This window comes from Aerococcus vaginalis, from assembly GCF_053762225.1.
This window is the reverse complement of the sequence record NZ_JBSMYC010000004.1, coordinates 187,611-213,238: the sequence shown is the minus strand read 5'-3', so window position 1 is coordinate 213,238 and position 25,628 is coordinate 187,611. Positions and strand designations below refer to the sequence as shown.

The window sequence follows — 25,628 nt, the reverse complement described above, 5'->3', positions numbered from 1 at the left end:
ATGTATTAGGCATGCCGCCAGCGTTCGTCCTGAGCCAGGATCAAACTCTCATGAAAGATTAATTTCACGAGTTATCGTATCTGACTCGTAAAGTTTGCTGACAATTTATAGTCCGTCAAGACTTTTTTGAATTGTTTGGGAGAATCTTACGATTCATCCCCTGCACATTTTTGGTTCGTCTACTTTATTCAGTTTTCAAAGATCTATCGTGTCGCTTGTGCTTTTTTCGCGACAACTTCTATATCATACAGGAAGTTGTTTTTGATGTCAACACTTATTTTCAATTAATTTTTAATTTCTTAAACTATTAATTGCTGTCAGTGTCGCATGCGCTCACTCGCTCAAGCGACTTTAATAATTTACCATCGTCTCCAATGGTTGTCAACAACTTTTTTAAACTTTTTTCAAAAAAAGACTCACCCTCTGATTTTGCTAGTTAGTTCAATCTTACTAGCCCTTCAGTGGAGTGAGTCTCATTGTTTAAAAATGATTCATTTTAATCATTTAATCGTTTATTTAATTCTTCCGTATATTCTTCATATCCTGGCTTACCGAGCAATGCAAACATATTACGTTTGTATGCTTCAACGCCTGGTTGATCAAATGGGTTCACACCGTTAAGATAACCGCTGATAGCAACTGCAATTTCAAAGAAGTAAATTAAGTACCCCAAAGTGCAAGCACTCATATCCGGAATGCGAACTACAAAGTTTGGTACACCGCCATCTACGTGTGCGAGAACCGTACCTTCAAAAGCCTTAGTATTTACCTCGTTTAAAGTACGACCTTGTAAGTATGCTAAACCATCCGCGTTATCTTCCAATGTTGGGATAGTAATATCCTTGGCACCTTTGTCCACCTTAATGACTGTTTCAAAGAAATGACGTTGTCCTTCCTGGATATATTGTCCAAGTGAGTGTAAATCGGTAGTAAAGTTAGCACTTGATGGATAGATACCTTTGTTGTCTTTACCTTCTGATTCACCGAATAGTTGCTTCCACCATTCAGAGAAGTATGTCAAACGTGGTTCATAGTTAACCAAAATTTCTGTATCGTAGCCTTTGCGATACAATGCGTTGCGCATACCTGCGTATTGATAGGCTTCGTTAGCCTTCGTATCATCTGTATGATAATCATTCATCGCAGCTTCTGCACCTTTGAGTAATTCATCAGTGTCACCGCCTGCCACTGCAATCGGCAGTAATCCTACAGGTGTTAAAACTGTGAAGCGTCCACCGGTACCATCTGGAATAATAAATGTTTCGTAACCTTCTTCGTCAGCTTCGTGACGCAATGCACCATTCTTACGGTCAGTTGTCGCATAGATACGTTCACGCGCACCTTCTTTACCGTACTTTTCAATTAATAATTCTTTGAATACGCGGAAAGCAACGGCTGTTTCCGTCGTCGTCCCAGATTTACTAATAACATTAACTGAAAAGTCACGATCGCCAATGTATTCAATAAGTTCTTGCAAGTAAGTACCACTTAAACTATTCCCTGCAAAAACAATTTCTGGCGCATCTTCTTTGATTGATGATGCAAAGCTACTCTTCAAGAATTCAATTGCTGCTTTTGCGCCAAGGTAGGAACCACCAATACCTAAAACGACAAATACTTCAGAATCATTTTTAATTTTTTCTGCAGCACTCTTAATACGATCATATTCTTCATGATCATAATTCTTTGGTAGTTCGATCCATTCTAAGAAATCACTACCGACACCTTCACCATTACGGAGTAGTTGATCGGCAGTTTCAACAAAGGGAACAAGATATTCCCATTCGTGTTCTGATAAGAAATCACGCGTATTAGAGTAATCTAATGAAATATGTGTCATATTAATCCTCCATTCGATAATCTTTAATTTTTCCAGATTTAATATCTTCTAGCGCATCCGTTGTCCACTTAGCTAACGCCTCACCTAAAGGTTCGAATCCCCCTGCCTTTTGACGTTTACGCCTCGGCGCATAAATACGAGGGGGCTTATCGGGAATGGGTACGGGATTCATAGCACGCAAAGAAAGACTCATTTTTTCAGTATACTCATCAATATCAATGATTTTAACAGTGACTTTATCACCTACTGAAAACTGCTTATCGATATCTGTAATGAACGTATTATCAATCTCTGAAATATGAATGAGTCCTTGATTGCCTTCTGATAACTCAACGAAGATACCATATGGTTGAATACCGGAAATTTTTCCAGTAATGACTTGACCGATTGAATAATCAGCCACTGTTACCACGCCCAATCCCCCGCTTTATTTTCAACAGTTAGGGATAACATTTTGACATCTTCTATTGGTTTATCATTCGCATCGGTTTCGATGCTGCCAATAGTTTCAACAACGGACATGCCATCGATCACATGCCCGAAGACGGTGTGACGATGATCCAACCAAGGGGTACCACCTTTTTCACGATAAGCAGTAACCACTTCTTCTGGATAACCGCTTTGAGACATTTGTTCAATTAAACTGTCATCAACAGAATCAGCTGTCACAATGAAAAATTGCGAACCATTTGTGCCAGGACCTGAATTGGCCATTGATAAGGCACCACGGAAATTAAAGAGTGTCGGATGGAATTCATCTTCAAACGGATGTTTATAGATACTTTCACCACCACGACCAGTACCGGTTGGGTCGCCTCCTTGAATCATGAAATTCTCGATCACGCGATGAAAAATAATGTCATCGTAGTAATGTTCTTCCGCCAAACGAATAAAATTATGAACGGTAATCGGTGCTTTATCTGGATAAAGCTCTAGAGTGATGTCACCGTGATTCGTTTCAATCGTTACGGTTGGATAATCAGTATTATGGGTCAACTGTGGGTAATCCATACTGTCCCTCCTCTAATTGATTAATTCTTCTGATTGATTATCATTGTATCAATTGCAGAAGCGAAAGTATACCTGTTCAGTGTTCGCACTTTCGTGTCCTTAAGGTAACTTTTACTTTTAGAACAGAGCAGAACATGCTATCATTAACAACGAGAGCAGAGGAGGAGATTATGGTCGGTCAGTGGAACTACCCTTTAATTGCAGCATTATGCGGCATTTTTTTAACTCAATTAATGAAATTCCCGCTCGCCTTTATCTTTGATCGCGCCCGCGCAAGCATACATATTATCGACGCAACTGGCGGTATGCCGAGTTCACATTCAGCAGCTGTCACTGCGCTTATTACATCTCTGATTATCCAGAATGGATTAAAGTCCCCTTATGTTGCTATTGCAGTCATCATGGGATTGATTGTCATGTTTGACTCAATGGGCGTTAGACGACAATGTGGAGATCAAGGCATTCTCCAAATGCGAATGCTCGAAGTCATCAAAGATCAAGCAAAGCAACTGAATGATCCAGAAATCAATCAAAAAATTAAAAGTTTAGAACAGGAAAAACTCATCATCGATGACTATTTTGGGCATCGTCCAATTGAAGTTTTCGGCGGCGTCGCAATGGGAATTATCATCGCAGTCGTATTACGACAAATCATGATTGTTTAGAAGCAATAAGAATAGATCTAGAATTGGATAATACAGGGCGCCGATCTATCGCGTCCTTTCTTTGTTTAAGGAGGATTATTTTGACTGAAACTACAGATATTACAATTATTGGTGCTGGACCAGCTGGCTTATTTGCTGCTTTTTATGCAGGAATGCGACAACTGTCTGTACGTATTATCGACACCTTACCAAAACCAGGTGGCCAACCCTATGCACTCTACCCCAATAAATACATCTATGATATCGGTGGTATCCCTAAAATTTCCGGTAAAGAACTTGCTGAACAAGCACTCGAACAATTGACACCATTTAACGATAATATTCAATGGTCGCTTAATGAACAGGTCACAGGCTTTGAGAAACTCGACGATAGCGAGGGACATTTTACTGTCTATACTGACAAGAAAACTTATCAAACGGGGGCGATTATTATTGCTACGGGCGGCGGTGTTTTCTCACCACGACCACTCAGAGTATCTGGTTTAACAGCATCAATGACAGATCAAATACACTATTATCCAAAAGACTATCGTGTGTTTGAGAATCAAGAAGTTGCTGTGCTCGGTGGAGGTAATTCTGCTTTAGATGAAGCGTTGGCAATTAGTCACTATGCCAAACACGTGACATTGATTCACCGACGCAATCAGTTCCGTGGTCTTGAACATTCTGTGGAAACACTTAAGACTCAAGACAACGTCGATATTCTAACACCATATACTCCAGATACTATTTTCCAGAACAGTGATAGTCATGTACTTGACCTCTCGTTGAAATCCCGTCAGGAAAAACCGATAACTTTAAATCTCGACCATATCGTGGTTGCTTATGGCTTCTCTGGCAAACAGTCCGGGTTTGAAAAGTGGCCAATCACAATTGAACACCACGGCATACCTGTATCCGCACTCTCTCAAACCTCACTTCCTGGTGTATATGCCGTCGGAGATATTGCAGAGTATCCTGGTAAAGCGCAGCTCATTACAGAAGCATATGGTGAAGTACCTAAAGCGATCAATGATATTGTCCACTTTCTCCATCCTGATGCTAAAGTGAATAAATTACATAGTACAACGGTCTTTGATCATTAATAATATCGTCCTACAACAACACGAAAACGCCAGTCCCATAGCATTTGGAACTGGCGTTTTTGCTTTACAATCTATTGAAATGTTAATTATTCACCGGCAACTTTAACTAAGTTGGCAATAAATGGCGCTTCGTGAACTGATGTATTGATGAGACCATCTGCGTAGAAACGTTCTGTATTAGAGTTAATACCCAAAATATGGCCGCTCGGATCAGTGATCGCATCGATACCTTGTTCTCCTGGCAAGAAGCTAGTGTAAGACGAAAGAATTTGATCCTTGAACTGTTCACCATCCGCCTTCAATGACAACGTGTAGGAAGCTAATGCGGTGGTGTAAGAACCTTCTGATGCAAATTCACTCTCCTTAACAACATTCGCATCAACTGTTGTGGAAATGAATTTTTCGTATGGATTAGTGATGTAGTGTAACTGTGTACCTTCTTTCGCTTCACCAAATTCAATCCATCCAGCTTCTACAAAAGCAGCGAGTGCAGAGCCTACAGCTAAGATATAGTGATCTTTGATGAATGTTTCAAGTTCATCAGCGATATCATCAAGAATTAATGATAATCCGTAACCTTTCGCTGGGCGATCAGAGAAGATTGAACCGTCTGCAAAAGCTAATACATCATAGTTAGCCATCTGTGCCTTCAAGTCCTTGATCGAACCTTCGTAATCTAATTCTTCACGGATAACGAAAGTATCAACGTTTGGTGTGTACTGTTTGAAGCTTTCGTACAGGTCATATTCACCATTCACACCATTTGTGACGATAATCAAGACACGTGCATCATTTTCAACCTCTGGCACGTCAAGCGCTGGTTTAACTTCGGCTTTTTCTTCAAGTTCAATATCATTGAAGACATCAGCTAATGGTTTAGTGTACACCGCAGATAGGTCTTTTAAGTCGTAAGCTTGACCATCGATAGTTGCTGTGCCGTTCGCGTTTGTACGTGCAACTTCAACAGCACCTGGAACATCCACATCTTCTGCAACTTCGATTAAGAATGCTAATGGGTGTTTTTGATGTGCGACGCCATCAGTTAGTTCAAAACCAATACCATTACCCAAGGCCATTTCAACTAAGTTAACTTCAACCGTCTTGTCACCAGTAATTGAGATTGAACGAATATCGTGGTTGCCGAGTAATGTTTCAATCTGATCAAAAGCAACTTCTAAATCTTTAGTATCAAATAAATCGCCGTCAGAAGGTTTGACTTCTAACATCATAACTTTAGAATCTGTCGCTTTTAATTCACGTGAGTTAACTAAATCATCCTTAGTTGGTGCAACTGCAAAACTAATTAAGGAAGGTGGAACGATCATATCTTTGAACGTTCCGCTCATGCTGTCCTTACCTCCGATAGAACCGAGTTTAAGCTGTGTCAATGCGTGGAATGCACCGAGCAAAGCACCGGTTGGTTTACCCCATTTTTCAGGTGATTCCATACTTTCAAAGAATTCCTGGAAGCTGAGACGCAATTCCTTACGCGGTGCACCCAAAGCGATTGCTTTCGCAATAGACTGAATAACAGCGTAGTAGGCACCGTGGAATGGTGATTTTTCAGCAATGTAAGGTAAGAAAGCACCAGCCATAACGGAAACGGTATGTGTTTCATGTCCGAGTACTGGAATCTTCGCAACCATCCCCTGTTGTGGGGTGATACCATTCTTACCACCGAATGGCGCAAGGACAGTACCCTTACCTAAGGTGTAATCAAAGCTCTGACCAATGGCTTTTTGAGAAGCGTTACGAACGTCACTCAACTGTTCTTCAATATTACGTTCATCACTCAATTCTTCAGCAAAGCTTTCAGAATCAACAATAGCTTCGGCTTCTTTCTTACCCCCGTTTGAGTCTAAGAATTCACGGCGTAAACGTAAGACTTCTTCGCCATTGTAGTTCATGATCATGTATGGTGAATCCGTTACTTCGGCAACAGTCGTTGCTTCGATGTCTTCATCGTGTGCGAGTGCAACGAAGTGTTCAACATCTTCCTTAGCAATCACAACAGCCATACGTTCCTGTGATTCTGATAAAGCAATTTCAGCTGGATCCATACCTTCGTATTTCAACGGTACTTTATCTAATTGAATGTCGAGTCCTGGTGCTAATTCACCAATAGCAACAGAGACACCACCAGCACCAAAGTCATTACATTTTTTGATCAAGCGTGTAGCTTCTGGATTACGGAATAAGCGAATAATTTTACGCTCAATACCTGGGTTACCTTTTTGAACTTCAGCGCCCTGCAACTCTTTAGATTGTTCCGTCTGGGTCATCGAAGAACCAACCGCAGCACCGAGACCGTCACGTCCAGTTGGGCCACCTAATAACATCACCACGTCACCAGGAATTGGTTCTTCACGAACTACAGCATCAACTGGAGCAGCTGCTACAAGTGCACCAAGTTCCATACGTTTAGCTTTGAACCCTGGGTGGTAGAATTCCTCAACATATCCTGCAGTTTGACCAATCTGGTTACCGTAGTCAGAGTATCCTGTTACGGCACGTTGCGCTAAGACACGCTGTGGCAACTTATCTGGTAAAGTGTCTTCGTAAGCTTCAGTAGGATCACCCGCACCAACCATACGCAATGCTTGGTGTACGAATGAACGTCCTGATAATGGGTCGCGAATCCCACCGCCGATGCAGGTTGCTGCACCACCAAATGGTTCAATTTCTGTCGGATGGTTGTGTGTTTCATTCTTGAAGTAAAGCAAGAAGTCCTCTTCTTCACCATCAACATCCACCTTGATCTTCACACAGCAAGCATTCACTTCATCAGAGACATCTTGATTATCTAATAATCCTAGTTGCTTCGCATATTTCGCATTAATCGTACCAAGGTCCATTAGTGAAACGAGTTTTGCTTTTTTGCCGTTGTAAACTTCGCTACGAACATCGTTATATTCAGCGATAACTTTTTCAATAGCTTCTTTGTATTGACCGTCTTTGACATCGATCTTCTTAAGTTCTGTCAAGAACGTTGTATGACGACAATGGTCAGACCAGTATGTATCAATCACTTTCAATTGGAAGATTGTTGGATCAACGCCTTCTTCTTTGAAGTAATCTTGAACGACACGGATATCAGACATATCCATGGAATAGTCCTTGATCAATTCTTCCAATTGTGCATCATCAAAATCAATAAATCCTGCGACATGTGCCAGATCAGCAGCTGGAGAAGTACCCATTTCATAGGATAAAGCTTCAAATGGTACTAATTCGATTTCAGTTTCGTTCACGAAGTAGTCCAAGAATTTATCAGTTTCAGCTTTGTCTAATCCATCTAATACCATGACACGTGAGTGATTGAAGACGACATCTTGATTCAAAATATCGTGAACCAAACGACCTGTCATCTCATCCAATTCATCGTATTGACCTAAAATTTGACGAAAACGGAAGCTGTTATCGTTGTCTAAGAAAGTAATATCATCATGAATTTCATATTCTTTAAACGCTTTAAATGCTGTTTCATCTGAAACTTCAGTATCATATTCATAAATTTCATATTGTTTAACTGCTTTAAGATTTGAGAGACCTAAGAAGTTTTTTCCTTCTTTGAGATAGAAGCTTGAATCTTCAGCAGGCACTACAACAAAGTGACTCATTTTTCACACTCCTCAATTACTTAAAAAAATCTGCTAATTCGAGTGGTTCAATATAGCGTTCATCTTGGTAGACGCGCATATTCCCACCTGAAATTTCATCAATCAGGATAATTTCACCATCAGATTTGCGACGACCGAATTCTAATTTCAAATCGTACAATTCTAAGCCTTTATCTGCCAATTCTGCTTTGATGAAATCTGCAATACGACGGTTTAAGGTAACCACTTCTTGGTATTCCTCTTTAGTCATAATATCGAGCAATGCCAAGGCGTCTTCGGTAATCAATGGATCTTCGGCAGCGTCATCTTTTATCGTGATTTCCACATAGCCATCGAGTACTTGTCCTTCTTCTGCATAGGCACCGTACCGACGCATGAAAGAACCGACAGCACGATAACGTGTAATTACTTCCAATCCTTTACCAAAAACTTCAGCAGGTTCAACGGTCATTGACTGATCTTCAGGTTGATCTGAAATGAAATGCGTTGGGATTCCTTCGGCATTTAACTTCTTAAAGAAGTAAGCCGTCATCTGTAAATCCTTCGCACCGACACCCTCAATCGAAAGTCCTACCTGGTTAGCCCCTGGATCAAATTTGCCATCGACACCTGTTACATCATCCTTGAACTGTAAAACAATCTTGCCATCTTCATTTTGAAAGACATTTTTTGTTTTACCTTCGTAAATCTTTTCCATCTTTTCCCTCCCAATAATTAATTGTTTTTAAGTTTTAGGAATGTCATTAAAATAATTGCTCCCACTTCTGGATAAATGAATGACTATCCAATATATCCAAAAGCTTCGCATAATCAGGATCTGTCAGCGTGAAATGTCCCATCTTGCGTTGCTGTTTTGCTTCATCTTTTCCATAGAGATGGAACATGGCCTCAGGGAATATTTCCTGCGCTTCTTGAACGTGTGGAATGTGCTGACCGAGAATATTAATCATTAATGCCGGCTCGTAAAGTCGTGGCTTAATCAAATGATGTCCAGTAATTGCTAATACATGTTCATCATACTGAGAGGCATTCAATGCCTCGATTGAATAATGACCACTGTTATGTGGACGCGGTGCAATCTCATTCACAAGTACTTGGCCATCTGGGGTGACAAAGAATTCCACGCCACACACACCGACCAATTCACCCTCACGAGCGATCGCCGTAGCCGTTTCTTCAATTTGCTTGTAGATTTCGTCCGGCACTTTATCTCCAACAATCCCCGCATAAAGAATGCCGTTACGGTGACGATTAACACTGACTGGCAAGATTTCAACATGATCATAAAGATCTCTAGACACCATGACCGATGCTTCGTAGTCGAATGGCATAAAATCTTCCAAAATAGCAGAACCTGAAATGATCTGATCAATGGTTTCTTTATCATTCTTCAGATCTTCTGCAGACTTAATAACCGTCTGCCCTTTGCCGTCATAACCAAAACGGGAAGTTTTAAGAACAGCAGGTAATCCTATCTGCTCGATTGCCGCTTTGAAATCACTAGGCTCATTGATCGGATAAAAATTCACCGTTTTTGCACCAATCGCATTCAACCATTGTTTTTCAGTCACACGGTGCTGTGATTTCAGTAATAACTTGGTGCCTTGCGGTAAATAAGTCTGAGCTTCAATCTTTTCAAGCAACGGTCCATCAATATTTTCAAATTCATAGGTAAGGACATCGACGGATTGACCGAAAGCGAGTACTTTGTCGTGATCAGAGTAGTCACCAACGACATGACGATCAGCCACCGCATACCCGCAACTGTTTTCTCCTTCATCATACATCGCAACGTGATAGCCCATCTTTTGTGCAGACTGTGCCATCATCTTTCCTAGTTGACCTGCACCGAGGATACCGATTGTGGCCCCCGGTTCAAGGACTTTAACCATTGAGCTCATTCCCACTTTCTATAGATTTATCGTGTGCATTTTGTTGATAGGTAACTAACGCTTGATGAACCGCATCATCGTGAACAGCTAAGAAACGCGCTGCAGATAGCGCAGCATTTTTTGCGCCTGCCTTACCGATTGCCATCGTATTTACTGGAACACCTGCTGGCATTTGAACGATTGACAGTAATGAATCCATCCCACTGAGTGCAGAAGATTTCATTGGACAACCGATCACCGGCAAAGTCGTCTTTGCGGCAATCATTCCCGGCAGGTGAGCTGCACCACCTGCGCCTGCAATAATGATTTCATAGCCGTTTGCTTTCGCATGTTCTGCGAAGTCAAACATTTCATCAGGCATGCGATGTGCAGAAACGATTTTCTTATCGTAAGCAATATGCAGTTCGTCGAATATATCAGCGGCATTCTTCATTTGATCCCAGTCTGAAATACTTCCCATTACAATAGCTACTCTAGCTTGTTCAGTCATTCGTTATCTCTCCTTTTCGATGTAAACCGATATCCGATCGATAAAAACTATCTGGAATGGTGATCTGATCAACACGACGATAAACATTTTCTCTAGCATCGGCTAAATCTTTACCCTCAGCTGTCACCATCAAAATTCGTCCACCATCAGTGACTAAACTTTCGTGATCAGCAGAGTTCTTGGCTCCTGCCACATAGACTGTCTGCAAATCCAAAGTCTGATCGAAATGAATTGGCATACCTTTCGGATAATTTTCAGGATAGCCCTTAGATGCGAAAACAACACCAATATGCGTATCCGTCGTAGTTTCAACAGTGATAGCTTTACTTTCAAGATGCGCCATCACAAGATCATAGAAATCTGTCGTCAGTCGAGGTAGAACAACTTGGGTTTCAGGATCACCAAATCGTGCATTGAATTCAATCACTTGAGGACCATCAGCCGTCAACATCAAGCCACTATAGAGAACGCCTGTGTAAGGAGTGCCATTCTCTATCATTTCATGTGCAACAGGTTTAACAATCTCTTCAATAACTATTTGTTCAAGATCCTCATCAACCCATGGCACGGGAGAGAAAGCACCCATACCACCTGTATTGAGCCCTTCATCATTCTCGACAGCGCGTTTATAATCGCAAGCACTTCCGATTGGAATAACGTGATCACCATTGACAAAACTAAAGAATGAAAATTCTACGCCAAATAAACGTTCTTCAATGACACAATCACTTTGTTCCTCTTCTAAGACGTGGGTCAGCAAATCGTGTGCTTCAGTCTTCGATTCAGGTAACCAGACCCCTTTACCGGCCATTAAGCCATCTGCCTTAATGACAAATGATTTGTCATAATCATCAATGAAATCGTGGGCTTCTTTAGCTTCCTCAGATTTAAAATAATGATAATCTGCTGTCTTTACGTCAGCACGCGTCATTATCTCTTTTGCAAATGCTTTTGAGCTTTCTAATTGTGCCGCTGCTTGTGTCGGCCCCACAATCGCTAAGTTTTCTTCGCGGAAACGATCAACAATTCCTAACGCGAGTGGATCTTCGGAACCCACAAATGTTAAATCAATCGCACGATTTTTAGCGAACGCTAATAATTCATCAATCGCATCCAATGCAATGGCTTCTGTTTTGATCTTGTCAGAGCGCATCCCATCGTTACCTGGAACAACGATAATTTCTGAGATTTGTGTGTTCTTTTCAAATTGACGTGCCAGGGCGTGTTCACGACCACCAGTACCAACGATCATTACTTTAGTCATAATCTCTCCTCAATTAGTGACGGAAGTGACGTTTACCAGTCATAATCATCGCGATATCTTTATCATTCGCAATTTCAATGGATTCATCATCATGTTTTGAACCACCAGGCTGAATAATTGCCGTAATATTGTGTTCGCTTGCATATTCTGCATTGTCACGTTTCGGCAAGAAAGCGTCACTTGCAACAACTAGTGTCTCTCTGAGTGATGGATCTTTCGCTTCTGCTTTTTGAATCGCAATCTTGAAAGAATCAATACGGTTTGGTTGACCACTCCCAACACCTAAGACCATATTTTCATTGGTTACCACAATTGCGTTACTCTTAATGTGTTTGACGACTTTCATTGCAAAATTCATCGCACGAATTTCTTTTTCAGTTGGTTGTCGATTAGAAGCCACTTCCCAATCTGCCGGCATTTCAGAAATTTGAACGAGTGGCAGTTCGTCTGATTTGTCCTGATCCTGTTCGAGAATTCCGCCGTTCAATGTCACGTATTCTTTTTCATAAGAATCATCTTTTTGATCGAAGTCGACCGTTAAAATGCGCAGATTTTTCTTTTTCGCTAAACGCTCATAAGCATCATCATCAAAGCTTGGTGCAATGATAATTTCAAGGAAAATTTTGGCCATTTGTTCAGCCAATTCCAAAGTTACATTGCGGTTAACAGCAACAATCCCACCGTAGATTGAAATTGGATCCCCTGTATACGCACGGTCGAACGCTTCTTCAATCGTTTCAGCGGTGCCGACACCACACGGATTCATATGTTTCATCGCAATAGCAGCTGGTTCATCAAATTCACGAACTACACGCATCGCAGCATCAGCATCTTTCAAATTGTTATAGGACAACGCCTTACCGTGATGTTGTTCAGCTTTTGCGATTGAAAATGCTGGTGGATCAATTTCTTTGTAGAAGCTAGCCGCTTGATGTGAGTTTTCGCCGTAACGCATCTCTTCACGTTGTTCATAGGTTAATGTCAAGTGATTCCATGCATGTTTCGTAAAGCTTTCATCCTCAGATGACTGTTTAGCGAGATACTGACTAATACATGTGTCGTAGTGTGATGTTAAAGCAAATACTTTTTGTGCAAGGTAAGCGCGGAATGCCAATGACGTTTCTCCGTCTGCATTCAACTGCTCGATCAATGTTTCATAGTCTTTTGGATCTGTTACCACAGTGACGGATTGGTAGTTCTTAGCTGCACTACGTAGCATTGATGGCCCACCAATATCAATATTTTCAATTGCATCCGACAATGTCACATCTGGTTTCTTAATCGTTTCCTTGAACGGATAAAGGTTAACGATCACATAATCAATAAAGGAAATGGCATTTGCTTCAAGGGTTTCCTGATGCTCTTGATTGTCGCGTAACCCTAATAACCCACCGTGAATTTTTGGATGCAATGTCTTCACACGACCGTCTAAAATCTCTGGGAATCCTGTATAATCTTCAACTTTTTCAACTGGAATGCCCGCCTGTTCGATAGATTGGTACGTACCACCTGTCGATAATAGCGTTAAGCCCTTGTCAACCAGAGCTTTTGCTACTTCTTCAATTCCTGACTTATCGGACACACTGAGTAATGCATATCTTGTCATTCAAAAGACTCCCTTTCTAATAATTCATTGTTTCAATTAAACGTTGCAGTGTTTCTGGATAAATACGATGTTCAATGTCGTGAATATGTGCTTCAAGTTCATCAACCGACCAGTCAGGGTCAACCGCTAATTTTTCTTGATAGATAATCTTACCGCTGTCGATTTCTTCATTCACATAATGGATCGTTACACCCGTCTCCTTAACCTCAGCGTCATAAGCATCCTGAATACCATGTCGCCCTGGAAAATTTGGAAGTAACGACGGATGAATATTGATAATATGTTGTGGATAAGCATCGAGCAGCACATGACCGATAATCCGCATAAAACCTGCTAAAACGAGAAGATCTGCGTGACGTTCTTGAACAAAATCACGCATACGTGCTTCCCATTCCTCACGGCTCGGACAATCCTTCGGTGAAAGCACTAAGTGATCAATATTCGCTTCTCTAGCACGATCAATGACTGGTGCTTCTGGATCATCGCAGACGAGTGCACACAAATTAGCATCGAGTGTCTCAGACTTTACCGCATCAATAATGGCTTGGACGTTCGTACCATTACCTGAAGCAAAAAGCGCGAGATTTACTTTTTCTGTCATGATGCCTCCTTAAAGATTTGTTAAAGCAATTGGACGGTCATCATTTTCCTGCCGTGCAGCCACTTGTCCAATTTTTACGCTACCTTTAATCTTTTCTAATATCGTATCAACATCAGAACCATCAACAGCCAGTACCATACCGATTCCCATATTGAACACATTAAACATCTCTTCTATCTCAATCGCGGAAAGTTCCTGGATCTTATTGAAGATGAACGGACGTTCCCACGCATTAGCATCAATCTCTGCAATCAACTGCTTATCAAGCATACGTGGCACGTTTTCATAGAACCCGCCACCGGTAATATGTGCAATACCATGAATTTTATTGTCTTGAACAAGTGGTAGAACATCCTTAACGTAAATCTTCGTTGGCTCAAGTAAATGTTCGATTAATTGTCGACCATCGTCCAATTCATCTTCAAATTTGAAGTTATGATCTTTGAAGAACACTTTACGGACTAAGGAATAACCATTGGAATGGATACCTGAACTTGGTAAGCCAATTAAAACATCCCCAGTTTTGACTTGGCTCCCATCAAGTAATTTTTCACGATCACCAATGCCGACACAAAAACCAGCGAGGTCAAATTCTTGTTCTGAATATAAGTCAGGCATTTCGGCTGTTTCTCCACCAATTAACGCTGCACCAGATTGTACACAGCCCTCTGCAACGCCTTCTACGATATGTTCAATCTGTTCTGGCGCATTCTTGCCAACCGCTAAATAATCGAGGAAGAATAGTGGTTCTGCCCCTTGCGCTAAAATATCATTAACGCACATCGCGACTGCATCAATACCAATCGTATTCAATCGATTAGCTTGTTGCGCTAATAAAATCTTTGTTCCAACACCGTCTGTACCACTCACCAATACAGGATTATCGTATGCACTATTTTCGAGATCGAATAGTGCACCGAAACTACCGAGACCTGTCATCACTTCTGGTCGCATGGTTCGCGCCACATGTTTACGAATTCTCTCAACAGATTCGTATCCCGCTTCAATATTTACACCTGCAGCTTCGTATGCCTCACTCATCTTGGAATTCTCCTTTAATAATCTTTGTCTGTAATGGGGTTAACTCTGCTTCAAATTCTTTCTCATAATCAGCGATATCCGTTGATGGCTTACCGTCAAACGCATCGAGCGAAATCCCGCGGTTCGGGGTATCAAATGGTGTATCGATTGCTTCTAACAACCCCTTCACGGAAATGAAGCCTAATGAATCACTACCGAATAGTTCATTCATTTCTGGAATCGTCTTGTTAGAAGCCACCATATCACGCGCATGGCTTACATCGATTCCAAAATAATTTGGGAATCGCAACACTGGACTTGCAATGCGCACGTGGATTTCAGATGCACCGGAATCTTTTAGTAATCGAATAATACGTCGAATCGTAGTACCACGGACAATAGAATCATCGACAAGCACTACACTTTTTTCCTTAATGACATTAGGAACGGCAGAAAGTTTCGTACGCACCCCTTTCTCACGCATTTCCTGTGTAGGTTGAATAAATGTGCGTCCGGTATACTGATTCTTGATCAGACCAATTTCATACGGTAAACCAGAAGCTTCCGCGTACCCACTGGCGGCAGATAAGGAAGAATTCGGCACACCGATAACGATATCGGCAGTCGGTGCTGGGCATTCTTTTGCTAGACGCTTCCCTGTCTCCTTACGCGCTGTATGAACATTCACACCAGCAATATCAGAGTCAGGACGTGCATAGTAAATATATTCCATCGGTTCAATCGCCACTTCACAGTTTTCAGCGTATTTTTCAACGCGATAACCATTATCATCAATCACGACGTATTCTCCGGCCATCAATTCGCGGACATATTCCGCACCAATGGTATGAATCACACATGTTTCACTTGTTACAAAATAGGAAGAATCTAATTTACCGATCACTAATGGGCGGAAACTATTGCGGTCCACCGCGGCATAGAGGGCATTTTCAGTTAATAAGCAGAAATCAAAGCCGCCCTTCAATTCTAATAAAGCTTCTTTGAAGGCATCTTCAAAACTGTGATCGCGGTATTTTCGAATTAAGTGGATAAATAATTCAGCGGCTGAGTTACTTGCTAATACAGCACCTGAAGCTTCTAAAGTATCACGCAACGAAGCGCCATTCGTTAAGTTACCAACATGAGCCACAGCCATCGTTTCATCATTGAACTGATAGAGACGCGGTTGCACATTAGTATCATCCGAACGATCATCGGTCGTTGCCGCACGAACTTGTCCGATTGCGTTGACACCTTTTAAATCATCTAAGATAGACTCATCATCAAATACAGTTGTAATCAACCCTTTACCACGGTAACTATTGAAATCATCATCTGTACTCGTGGTAATACCAACCCCTTGTTGGCCACGATGTTGTAAGGCTCTGAGTGCGAAGTAAGTCATACGTGCTGCGAATGGATGATTCTTAATGGCGAATAATCCACCCGCTTCATTAACACTATTGAGATGGCGCTCGACAGTCACTGTCTGTGCCTCCTTCATTTCCAACTGATCCGACATATTTTCCTCCTTAGGGATATTTCGCTGATATGCATTTCATGATGTATCGATCAACAACACGGTCATTATAGCATTGACTTTTATAGATAACAACTAAAAATCGTACATTTATTAAAAGTTCGTATTTTAATGTTCGGTTTTTATAGTTAATCAGTCCCTGGCATTTGATTTACAAACTTTATTCAGCTTCTACTGTGTGATAGCAATGAAAAAGACGCAAGTACTTCACGCTCAATAGCGCGCGTACTTGCGTCTTTTGCTTAGTTTTTATTATTTGAATTTAAAACTCGTTTGATTGGAAAATGTGGTCTCGCCGTAGATGAGTGCTCTGATAGCCCCTGCGTCTGTGACGTCGTTTTTTGATTACGTTGTTTCCAATTATATAGGATACGTGAGATATATTTGAGATTGTATACTTGATGTACAACCGCTTCTTTGAGCGCCTCTTTGATGGTACTAGGTTCATAGCCGTCTTCATTCATCCAACGTGCAATTTCTTGGTATTCAATCGGCGATAGTTGCCGACCAAATTCATTACTAATCATCTCAAAAATTTCTTGTTGATTTTCGAAAGAGGTCACCTGTCGAGATGAGCTGAGCGCTTGATGATCTATTTCACCCAACTTCTGTTGAACTAACGTCAAATCAAAATGATCACCATAGCGATCTCCCTGACGATCTTGAACAATCTCTATCCACCCTTCAGACATCATATGCCTGAGCATATCGGTAATCTCTTTTTCAGTGACTCCCATACGTTTCGCTAACTTATCAAAAGATGGGAAATTATCACCGTGCTGTTCAAAATCGATTAAATGAATCAGCAGCATACACTCTGAATTACGAATCCCTAATTCATGATATCGCTCTAACAGTTGTTGCTCTAACACCGTATACTGCAATACATTCAACCCCCATAATATTATAAGTCATTAATTGTTTCATACCACGTGCCATCTTCAGCTCGCAAATAATGGTAACCTAAGCGTCCTTCATTATCGATAAAGCTGACTTCCCAACTGAGCTGATCGCCATCTATACCGAGCATAGCTTCACGTACAGAAGCATCTTTTAAATCGTAGCTGGCAATCGATAAAGCCTGATTTTCAGAAATAATTTGATCGACTGGAATTTCTTGAGATGCCTCTTTTTCTGGTTGATACATCACATAAACTTCCGCCCCATCATCTTTTTTACCGCGTACTGTATATGTTGTTTCATTGCGATTGAAGAGATAAAAATCTTCCAAATTTGTTACACCGTATTGCGCTTCTGCGACCGATTCTGCTTCTGATTGTGCCTTAGCAGGGAAGGATTGTGTTTGGATATAAATACCCCACATTCCGATATTTAATACAATCACGATGCCGAGTAGTATATAGACTAATCGTTTCTTCACGATAGACCTCCCAGATTATAGTTTACGTTTCTTCAAATCATCTGACGTTATTTCCTCAAATGTAAATGTTGACGGCAAATAGTTTTGGATTTGTGATGCATATTTAGCAGACATCACACGTTTGTCGAGCATGATTACGCGATTCGTCTGCTGATCACGGCGGAAGACACGTCCCATCCACTGATTAAACAGCATTAACATTTCCGGCATGGCATACTCAGTAAAATAATTCCTCTCTTGCTGTTTGAGGTGATATTGCATTGCTTGTTGATCGATTGCAGCAGGAGATGCAAATGGCAAACGTGTCATAATGTAAGTATCCGTATCAGAAGCCAAATGTATCCCTTCTTGAAAACTATCGAGTGTCAATAAGATGGCCCGTTCGGCACGCTCATATTCTGTTCTAAGCACCTCTAAGGAGCGATCTTTTGTTTGTGTCATCAATACCTTTTGTGAACTTTTTGAGAGCTGATCGATTAATAACGCTTCAACCTGCTCAAGTAATTCACGCGAATGGAAAAACACTTGGATTTTATGAATATATGAATTTTCCCAGGCATTTTGAATGACTTGACTGATCATCTCACCACGTGCTTCAACAGAATATTTTTCAATCGATAGTTGATCCTCAATAACATAGCCGGAGGTAGATACACCATAATTTTCAGATATAGGTGCCTCACAATAGACATAATCAGACAGTCCTAACCAATCAGATACCGTCACTTCATTTGTTAGTATCGGCAAGTTTTGACTAATCAATAATATTTTTTTAGGTAATTGTTCCCACAGTGGAGCGAGAATATCCCCATTGGGATAGGTGCGTTTGGTAATAGTGATACCTACACCATCTTCATCTGTTACCATCGATGCCGTCACATATTGTTCTGGATGCACCAGCAGTAAATCTTCCATAAGATCTTCAAAATGCTGCCAGCGGTTTAATAAGCGACGCCATTTCACCGAACGAATAGTATGCATGGTCTGATATTCACTCAACTCTGAGAGCAACCGCTCGAAAGCTTTTCTGAAATTACGCCCATACACCCATAGTTCACTAAGCGGCATATGCCATGATATTAATGCAAATTGTTCAGCATCAATAAATCGTTCGTTGTTCTCTTGTAACATTAATTCCACATCATCTGTTACCATTGCAAGAGCATCAAAGAGATGTTCGAGCGCAAATCCTGTCTCATAGAAGATATCAAATGGTGCATCCTTAGTGTCAGTCTTACCATATAGCATAGTATCACCCATACTACGCAAACACTCCTCGGTACGATGGAATAAATCAGAGACATCATTCAGTGTTAATGAGACTGTCTGATGCGCCGCATAAATTTCTGGTAAATGGTGGCATTCATCAATAATCCAGCGTACCTCCGCATCGAATAGTCCGTGAGATTCGAATAAGTCCGCATGATGTGCAAGGAAAGCGGTATTCGTTAAATAAATAGTCCCCGACTGTTGATTGTCGAATTGTGCAGTATAAAAGTCATGTCCCTGCCAATCAACGGATGCAATATTCATTTGATCCGCAAGAACTTTAACTTTCTGCCAAAATTTACCAATACGTAAGGCTTTATGCAATTCTTCCAGACGTCCCGTCTTCGTCTCAAACAACCAACACAATACTGCTATGCTTATTAATGCATCATGTTTGGAGACATGTGCAATATCTTGCTCTTGAATTTCTAACAAACGATTAAAACCGTCGAGTGAAATGAAATGCGATGCACTAATTAACACCTTCGTCGGTAATTGATAACCGAGAATCCGTGACAGTCTAGGAATCGTTTGTGTGCGCCATTGATCCAAAAGCAAATTGGTCGGTGTAACAATCACAATTGGTTGTTGTTCTTTATTCTGTACAGCTGATGCATACGCGGTTACTAACGATTTACCTGCACCAGCTTTGGCTGTTACCAGACCAAACTGTTTGTCTCCCATATAGAACATCGCCAATTGTTCGATTAGCGCTTCTTGTTCACTATTCCACGACGGTTCTTGCGTATTTAGCTGATCAAATGTATGCTTCACCGAGCGTTGCTTTTTAAATGTCAGATGTTCAATCGTTTGCCCTTTATATTGGCCGTTCGCCTGGCGTTGATTGTACCATTTCGACACAAACTCACCCGTCTCACAGAGTAAGAAAGATAGATAAGGTTTAATTTCACGCATGAGTGATACTGGCAGTTTTTGGATCTTTGCCTTTAGAGATAACATCAATTCAGCTGTCGCTTCCGCATCGGCCATTGCTGTATGCGCGTGATCCAATGTAATACCCACAAACTGGCATATATCTTGTAAATGATAACTGTCTGCAGTTGGCACAAAACTTCGTGATAATTCAACCGTATCAATGCGTGGCATCTTCAACTGTGGATAACCCGCAGCTTCGAATGAATCTCTCAAAAAATAGAAATCAAAGTTCACATTATGTCCAACAAAGACACAGCCTTGCAACTTCTGCCAGAACTCTTCAGCAATATCTTCAAATAATGGCGCATCAGCCACATCGCGCTGTGTAATCCCTGTCAATTGCGTAATGCGTTTAGGGATTGGAATCAGTGGCTGTATATAGGTTTCATAGCGATCAATAATTTGATCATCCTCCATAAAAACAGCACCAATCTGAATAATTCGCTCGCCCCGACGAAATTTTGGTCCTGTTGTTTCTAAATCCACCACTGCATAACGTGTACTCATCGTTTCTCTCATTCCTTTTGTTACTGCTCTAATGCCGCAAGTAATGCATCGCGTTCATTCGCTACTTGTCCAGTAATAACCATATCCAGCGCTTGATCCAACAATTCACCGATCAACGTCTTCGGTTCAGGATTGAACACCTCAATAATATCACGCCCATTGATGGCCAGCTGTTTTTTATCTGTAATCGGCAATGATTGGTAAATCGCCTTTGTCTTAGCAACATCTGCTTTTGAAAAATGTATACCGAATGCTGCGCCTGCGCGTTGCTGACTGTCAATCAATTGCTCGATATTTTCTGTTACTGTATCCCCAAAACGGTAAACCGAACGCACATCCCAATCATGCATCATTCTAAATTGTAATGCTTGATAATAGGTATTAATCATTTTACCTTGACGATTGGATAGCTTCCACGTCTTCGTCAACTTGTTTACAAAGCTTTCACTATCATCTGTTTCTCCAATCGTTAACCAAAGTGTCAAGGCCCACGTCAAATCAAGCTCTGGTAGCTCCTCTTTGTTGGTTAGCTGATCGAGTAATTGTTTTGGCGCTTCCTTTTGTTCCGGTAACCACGGACAATAATCACTGAGCCCCGTCTCAACCAATAAGCGAATACCGCTCGCCCAATCGTCCCCTTGGAAAAGTTTCTCCAATTCTGTACGTATCCGTTCAACTGAAATTTTGGAAAGTAAAGGTGCGTTGTTCTGAATCGCAACTTGAGTCTCAGATTCAACCGCAAAACCTAATTGTCCAGCAAAACGTACGGCGCGCATCATGCGTAACGCATCCTCATGAAAACGATCCGATGGTGTACCGACTGCCCGCAACGTCTGATTTTTAAGGTCAGTTAACCCATCAAAATAATCATAAATCTTGCCGTTTTGATCCATAGCTAACGCATTAATGGTGAAATCACGACGCAATAAATCTTCACGTAAATTACGCACGAAAGTTACCTTATCCGGACGTCTGAAATCTTTATAGCCAGATTCCGTTCTAAATGTCGTAATTTCATAGGTTTCACCATTAACCCAAGCCATGACCGTGCCATGTTCAAGTCCTACATCAAAATGCTTTGTGAATAAGCCTTGAACTTCGACCGGAAAAGCGGATGTCGCAATATCAATATCGTGTATCGGAAGTCCGATGAGTGCATCTCGAATGGCCCCTCCGACAAAATATGCTTCATAGCCTGCATCAGTTAAACGTTCAAGTACAGGAAGCGCCTGTTGCACGACGGGTGCCTGTAATAAATCTTGTCTATTATCATTCAAAGAAATAACCATCATCCTCACGCTCCTCTGATAAGGCATCGATTAACCATTGCCACTCACTCTGCTCCATTAATTCTGGATGATCCTTCAACGTCTGACGCACACGTAAACGATCACCATCTTCCCACATAAATGTGAGATAATCTGAAACAAAGCTGTCTTCCGTTTTTAGTGAGTCATAAGCGGCGATATAGTATTCACGTGCTGCTTCAAATTGTTCGTTCGCCTCATAAATACCAGCTGCTAACCATTCAAATTGGTCACCCGATAATTGTTCTTTAGTCTCTTCCAAAATTTCCAACGCATCGTCTTCGCGATCATTTTTCAATAAAGTACGCATCAGAAGCATTGGAATATCAACTGATTCACTTTCTAACTGGTACGCTTGGTACAAGTCTTCAATTGCTGCATCATCTTGATGGTTCATCACGTATACGCGCGCACGCTGATAATAAGCCGCTGCTTTGTAAGGATGATTATGGACAGCTTCGGTCATTACACGGGAAGCGTCTGCCTCACGATGGAGATGATACAATACCTCCGCATAAATCGGAAATAACCCTTCTGAGAGTGAACCACCCTCATATAGCGGTGACAAGATTGATTCGGTGCGATCATATTCCTTCGTTTGATAGAAGCATAATGCTAACTGTTCATTCACTTCTTGCGTACGATCAGCCTTGGGAATCTCACTGAGATAATCAATGACCGTCTCGTATTCACCAACTGCCATCAAACATTCCACATATTCTTTTTCAATGCGTGACTTAGACTGTGCAATAATCTCGCTATCATCTTCGAGTAGTTGACGATAATAAGGAATCGCTTCGTGGAAATGCCCTGTTGCACGATGCAGTTCCGCCAATCCGAGAATAATGGCCGGTTCATCTGGTGCGATTTCTTTTGCTTCTTGCAATTTCAATAGACTCACTTCTGACATCCCTAATTGCTGGTAAGCATCAGCTGAAAGTAATAGCGATTGAAGATAGTATGGTGAACTTGGATCAATCATTATCAATGTATTCAACGCACCGTCGAAGTCGCCATCATCACCAGCGACTTCTGCTAATAGCACTTGCCAACGATCGTCATCGCTGAAAACACCCAATGCCGTTTCATAAATTCCTTTCGCATACGGCAAAAAACCTGCTTCTTGGAAAGTATATCCCGTCTGAGCCCAAACGTCTGGATCATCCTCATGTTCGAGTAAACGCAGTAATTCATCAAATGCCTCTACAACAACATCTTTCTGATCAGTTCGTAATGCATCAAATATCTCTTGAATTTTTTCGTCCATTGCGGTCACCTCTGATTCATGTCTTACAATCATACCGTATCTCACGCATTTCCGCATTTATCACTTCATCAAAAAAGAGTGGCCTAAACCACTCTCCAAAATGTATCGCACATTATTGTGCTTATGCGTTTTGATTAGCCTTTTTTAACGGCTTCTTTCAAGGCTTTACCAGCTTTGAATGCAGGTACCTTGCTTGCAGGAATTTGGATTTCTTCACCTGTTTGTGGGTTACGGCCACGACGTGCAGCACGTTCACGAACTTCGAAGTTACCGAAACCGATGATCTGAAGGCTTTCACCTTCTGCTAAATAACCTTGCACTGAGTCAAACAATGCATCAACGATTGGTTGAACAGTCTTTTTAGGTTCGCCAGTTTGTTCGGCAATTTTCTGTACTAAATCGGCTTTGTTTGCCATATTTTTCTACCTCCTATAACGTTCAGGGCAACCGCCCTATTGAGGTCTTCGCCTCTATTCGTATGGTAACAATATATCATATTGCCCTACCATAGACAACAAAATAGCTAATAAAAGTCATCAACGACTATGTGAAAATAACAAATTAAATCACAATCATTCGCTAATCGATGAGTCGTAATCCAGATTCGCCGTCAGCCGCCTCACGCATCGCATTGATTTCTTGGCTGTGTGCACCAAAATATGCAACAGTTAAATACATCGCTGGATTTGCTTCAAATACTTCTTCTACCTCTGAAAGAGACAATTCCGCATGTGTCGATTCACCATCACCATAAACAAGTTTATGATCCTTAGGCGTATATCTGATAAGATCGCTAGCAATTTTATCTCCCACAAAATGATAGCTGTCTCTTTCAGACCCATCTATTGCAACTGCATCGTAGCCATCTTCAGTCTTTTCATAGTTATTAAAGGCCAGATTAGGCACATAACTCATCCGATGATTCAAACTTCTAGCAGCCATAATCAACGCTAACTCAGAGTAATCTTCCATATTTTCATTATAGAATTCAATACCATTAACAGAACTTCTCAACGCCGCAAGGAACTCTAAGTAAACATAATGTGAGTTCTTTAAGATAGTCGGTTGATATGGATCTTTCATCTTCTCTCTAAATTCATCTAATCGCTCTATATATAACAAATACATATCTTCTTTAGATATTTCTTCTTGGTCTTTTAGCCAATTCTTATCGCCATAGCTACTGCCAGTAGTAACGTCATAACCTGTGACTTGAACTGGAATAATTCCACCATCAGTTAACACCGCATGTGCCATAACATGCTTTGCACCATTACTAGCAGCCATAACGTAATAAATATCAGAATCTTCCACACTATAGTACAGAGTAACAAAGTCCGCATTCTCTAAACCTTGAAAATTAGGAACTCCCTCATCCTCGAAATGTTCACTCTCTACACGTCCTATTAACGCATATGCATTTAAGATGATTTGATCTTCAAATGACAACTTATCATATTTTTGATCGCCAGTTTCATCTCGAGGCTCAGTGTCTTCAATTTTGTCATTCTCACCACGAATCGCAATGCCAGAATGTGAGGTTTGCCTTATAAAATCATCTTTCACATCATCCTGCTCAACCCACTGTTCGTCCGTATCAAATGCTTGTTGGTCTTGTTTATATCTGCGATACAATTCCACTTTATCAATGGGATCAATATCATTCTTAGTGATATCATATGAATGGTACTCTTGACCTCCAATTATATCAACATTAATAATTTGAATCGGTTTAATCTCATCTTCTCTTTCTTTCAAATGAGAAATAGTATATGTTCCGCCAACACCACTAGTTAAATGGATATAAATATCACTATCATCCCATTCATAGTAAGCATACATTGGCGTATAATTATCCGAAACTTTGTCTGTGATGCGGTCATCCATTGTGCTAGCATAAATCAATATCTTGAGTTCATCCGATAACGCATCAAATGCTTGAGCATCTGCTTCGTCTTGCTTCTCTTGCTCATCTTTTTCGTTTTGTTGTGGTTGAGCTTCAACTTGTTGTTGGGCATCGACCGTCTGTTCCTGTTCGCCCGTATTATCTGTATCAGATGTTGTGGTTTGACAGCCTGCCAACAATAGCATCGAAAGGGAAATCATTCCTAGCGTTTTTTTCATTATTCTTTTACCTTTCACGAGATATGCTGTTAATCCTTCTCAAAATAAAATTTAAAAATTATAATTTATATATTCATTATCTTCTTTATAAAAAGGTATTGTCAATATATTGTGTGTATTACTTTTAAAAACTTCTCTCAAGCAGTAACTTCTGACTATTCCTCTAAACCTGATATACTATTCATGTAAATCATTACATTGGT

General features: G+C 40.9%; 21 protein-coding genes. 2 read left to right on the top strand and 19 right to left on the bottom strand.

Annotated elements, in window-relative coordinates; translation table 11 throughout:
- Positions 1-496: 496 nt before the first annotated feature.
- Genes ACWOEX_RS06130 through ACWOEX_RS06120 form a run of 3 tightly spaced genes read right to left on the bottom strand, consistent with a single transcriptional unit; the run spans position 497 to position 2,851 of the window.
- The gene (locus ACWOEX_RS06130) at positions 497-1,840 is read right to left on the bottom strand and encodes a glucose-6-phosphate isomerase (protein WP_455298700.1); all 1,344 of its coding nucleotides are present in this window, start codon (positions 1,838-1,840) and stop codon (positions 497-499) included.
- A 1-nt stretch (position 1,841) separates the two neighbouring features.
- Complete coding sequence (locus ACWOEX_RS06125) at positions 1,842-2,252, bottom strand: CvfD/Ygs/GSP13 family RNA-binding post-transcriptional regulator (RefSeq protein WP_455298699.1); 411 nt, start codon at positions 2,250-2,252, stop codon at positions 1,842-1,844.
- On the bottom strand, positions 2,246-2,851 hold the full coding sequence (locus tag ACWOEX_RS06120; protein WP_455298698.1) for a peptidylprolyl isomerase: 606 nt from the start codon (positions 2,849-2,851) through the stop codon (positions 2,246-2,248). Before ACWOEX_RS06120 ends, ACWOEX_RS06125 begins: the two co-directional genes overlap by 7 nt.
- A 170-nt stretch (positions 2,852-3,021) precedes the next feature.
- Here ACWOEX_RS06120 and ACWOEX_RS06115 point away from each other — a divergent pair, with 170 nt between their 5' ends.
- Together ACWOEX_RS06115 and ACWOEX_RS06110 are read left to right on the top strand one after the other, a co-directional pair.
- Positions 3,022-3,516, top strand: a complete 495-nt coding sequence (locus ACWOEX_RS06115) for a divergent PAP2 family protein (RefSeq protein WP_455298697.1) — start codon at positions 3,022-3,024, stop codon at positions 3,514-3,516.
- An 80-nt stretch (positions 3,517-3,596) separates the two neighbouring features.
- The gene (locus tag ACWOEX_RS06110) at positions 3,597-4,601 is read left to right on the top strand and encodes an NAD(P)/FAD-dependent oxidoreductase (protein ID WP_455298696.1); all 1,005 of its coding nucleotides are present in this window, start codon (positions 3,597-3,599) and stop codon (positions 4,599-4,601) included.
- A gap of 86 nt (positions 4,602-4,687) precedes the next feature.
- On the opposite strand, the gene ACWOEX_RS06105 is transcribed toward ACWOEX_RS06110, so the two are convergent.
- From ACWOEX_RS06105 to ACWOEX_RS06030, 16 genes are all read right to left on the bottom strand, one after another.
- The gene (locus ACWOEX_RS06105) at positions 4,688-8,221 is read right to left on the bottom strand and encodes a phosphoribosylformylglycinamidine synthase subunit PurQ (protein ID WP_455298695.1); all 3,534 of its coding nucleotides are present in this window, start codon (positions 8,219-8,221) and stop codon (positions 4,688-4,690) included.
- A 16-nt stretch (positions 8,222-8,237) separates the two neighbouring features.
- Positions 8,238-8,918, bottom strand: coding sequence for a phosphoribosylaminoimidazolesuccinocarboxamide synthase (locus ACWOEX_RS06100; protein WP_455298694.1), 681 nt, complete (start codon positions 8,916-8,918; stop codon positions 8,238-8,240).
- 46 nt (positions 8,919-8,964) lie between these two features.
- Complete coding sequence (gene purK / locus ACWOEX_RS06095; RefSeq protein WP_455298693.1) at positions 8,965-10,113, bottom strand: 5-(carboxyamino)imidazole ribonucleotide synthase; 1,149 nt, start codon at positions 10,111-10,113, stop codon at positions 8,965-8,967.
- Positions 10,106-10,603, bottom strand: coding sequence for a 5-(carboxyamino)imidazole ribonucleotide mutase (gene purE, locus ACWOEX_RS06090; protein WP_455298692.1), 498 nt, complete (start codon positions 10,601-10,603; stop codon positions 10,106-10,108). The genes purK and purE overlap by 8 nt, the downstream gene beginning before the upstream one ends.
- Positions 10,596-11,867 (bottom strand): phosphoribosylamine--glycine ligase, encoded by a 1,272-nt coding sequence (gene purD / locus ACWOEX_RS06085; protein WP_455298691.1) that lies wholly within the window; start codon positions 11,865-11,867, stop codon positions 10,596-10,598. Before purD ends, purE begins: the two co-directional genes overlap by 8 nt.
- Before the next feature lie 13 nt (positions 11,868-11,880).
- Positions 11,881-13,473, bottom strand: coding sequence for a bifunctional phosphoribosylaminoimidazolecarboxamide formyltransferase/IMP cyclohydrolase (gene purH, locus ACWOEX_RS06080; protein WP_455298690.1), 1,593 nt, complete (start codon positions 13,471-13,473; stop codon positions 11,881-11,883).
- Between the two features lie 16 nt (positions 13,474-13,489).
- Positions 13,490-14,074 carry a phosphoribosylglycinamide formyltransferase gene (gene purN / locus ACWOEX_RS06075; RefSeq protein WP_455298689.1) on the bottom strand — a complete coding sequence of 195 codons (585 nt, stop codon included), beginning with the start codon at positions 14,072-14,074 and terminating at the stop codon, positions 13,490-13,492.
- 9 nt (positions 14,075-14,083) lie between these two features.
- On the bottom strand, positions 14,084-15,115 hold the full coding sequence (purM, locus tag ACWOEX_RS06070; RefSeq protein WP_455298688.1) for a phosphoribosylformylglycinamidine cyclo-ligase: 1,032 nt from the start codon (positions 15,113-15,115) through the stop codon (positions 14,084-14,086).
- Positions 15,108-16,616 (bottom strand): amidophosphoribosyltransferase, encoded by a 1,509-nt coding sequence (purF, locus tag ACWOEX_RS06065; RefSeq protein WP_455298687.1) that lies wholly within the window; start codon positions 16,614-16,616, stop codon positions 15,108-15,110. The genes purM and purF overlap by 8 nt, the downstream gene beginning before the upstream one ends.
- A 260-nt stretch (positions 16,617-16,876) precedes the next feature.
- Entirely contained in the window at positions 16,877-17,518 is a 642-nt protein-coding gene (locus ACWOEX_RS06060) for a DnaD domain protein (protein WP_455298686.1), read from the bottom strand.
- Positions 17,519-17,538: 20 nt separating this feature from the next.
- A complete protein-coding gene (locus tag ACWOEX_RS06055) occupies positions 17,539-18,015 on the bottom strand; it encodes a cell wall elongation regulator TseB-like domain-containing protein (protein ID WP_455298685.1) in 477 nt (158 codons plus the stop codon).
- Between the two features lie 15 nt (positions 18,016-18,030).
- The gene (locus ACWOEX_RS06050) at positions 18,031-20,727 is read right to left on the bottom strand and encodes an exonuclease domain-containing protein (protein WP_455298684.1); all 2,697 of its coding nucleotides are present in this window, start codon (positions 20,725-20,727) and stop codon (positions 18,031-18,033) included.
- Between the two features lie 20 nt (positions 20,728-20,747).
- The gene (locus tag ACWOEX_RS06045; protein ID WP_455298683.1) at positions 20,748-22,019 is read right to left on the bottom strand and encodes a CCA tRNA nucleotidyltransferase; all 1,272 of its coding nucleotides are present in this window, start codon (positions 22,017-22,019) and stop codon (positions 20,748-20,750) included.
- Entirely contained in the window at positions 21,997-23,334 is a 1,338-nt protein-coding gene (locus ACWOEX_RS06040; protein WP_455298682.1) for a tetratricopeptide repeat protein, read from the bottom strand. The genes ACWOEX_RS06045 and ACWOEX_RS06040 overlap by 23 nt, the downstream gene beginning before the upstream one ends.
- Before the next feature lie 101 nt (positions 23,335-23,435).
- Positions 23,436-23,717, bottom strand: coding sequence for an HU family DNA-binding protein (locus ACWOEX_RS06035; protein WP_455298681.1), 282 nt, complete (start codon positions 23,715-23,717; stop codon positions 23,436-23,438).
- 163 nt (positions 23,718-23,880) lie between these two features.
- Entirely contained in the window at positions 23,881-25,443 is a 1,563-nt protein-coding gene (locus ACWOEX_RS06030) for a hypothetical protein (RefSeq protein WP_455298680.1), read from the bottom strand.
- Positions 25,444-25,628: the final 185 nt, after the last annotated feature.

Coding starts and splice junctions, on each gene's coding strand:
- ACWOEX_RS06130 (WP_455298700.1), bottom strand. CDS start 1,840: ATGACACATATTTCATTAGATTACTCTAATACGCGTGATTTCTTATCA.
- ACWOEX_RS06120 (WP_455298698.1), bottom strand. CDS start 2,851: ATGGATTACCCACAGTTGACCCATAATACTGATTATCCAACCGTAACG.
- ACWOEX_RS06115 (WP_455298697.1), top strand. CDS start 3,022: ATGGTCGGTCAGTGGAACTACCCTTTAATTGCAGCATTATGCGGCATT.
- ACWOEX_RS06105 (WP_455298695.1), bottom strand. CDS start 8,221: ATGAGTCACTTTGTTGTAGTGCCTGCTGAAGATTCAAGCTTCTATCTC.
- ACWOEX_RS06100 (WP_455298694.1), bottom strand. CDS start 8,918: ATGGAAAAGATTTACGAAGGTAAAACAAAAAATGTCTTTCAAAATGAA.
- purK (WP_455298693.1), bottom strand. CDS start 10,113: ATGGTTAAAGTCCTTGAACCGGGGGCCACAATCGGTATCCTCGGTGCA.
- purE (WP_455298692.1), bottom strand. CDS start 10,603: ATGACTGAACAAGCTAGAGTAGCTATTGTAATGGGAAGTATTTCAGAC.
- purD (WP_455298691.1), bottom strand. CDS start 11,867: ATGACTAAAGTAATGATCGTTGGTACTGGTGGTCGTGAACACGCCCTG.
- purH (WP_455298690.1), bottom strand. CDS start 13,473: ATGACAAGATATGCATTACTCAGTGTGTCCGATAAGTCAGGAATTGAA.
- purN (WP_455298689.1), bottom strand. CDS start 14,074: ATGACAGAAAAAGTAAATCTCGCGCTTTTTGCTTCAGGTAATGGTACG.
- purM (WP_455298688.1), bottom strand. CDS start 15,115: ATGAGTGAGGCATACGAAGCTGCAGGTGTAAATATTGAAGCGGGATAC.
- purF (WP_455298687.1), bottom strand. CDS start 16,616: ATGTCGGATCAGTTGGAAATGAAGGAGGCACAGACAGTGACTGTCGAG.
- ACWOEX_RS06050 (WP_455298684.1), bottom strand. CDS start 20,727: ATGAGTACACGTTATGCAGTGGTGGATTTAGAAACAACAGGACCAAAA.
- ACWOEX_RS06045 (WP_455298683.1), bottom strand. CDS start 22,019: ATGATGGTTATTTCTTTGAATGATAATAGACAAGATTTATTACAGGCA.
- ACWOEX_RS06040 (WP_455298682.1), bottom strand. CDS start 23,334: ATGATTGTAAGACATGAATCAGAGGTGACCGCAATGGACGAAAAAATT.
- ACWOEX_RS06035 (WP_455298681.1), bottom strand. CDS start 23,717: ATGGCAAACAAAGCCGATTTAGTACAGAAAATTGCCGAACAAACTGGC.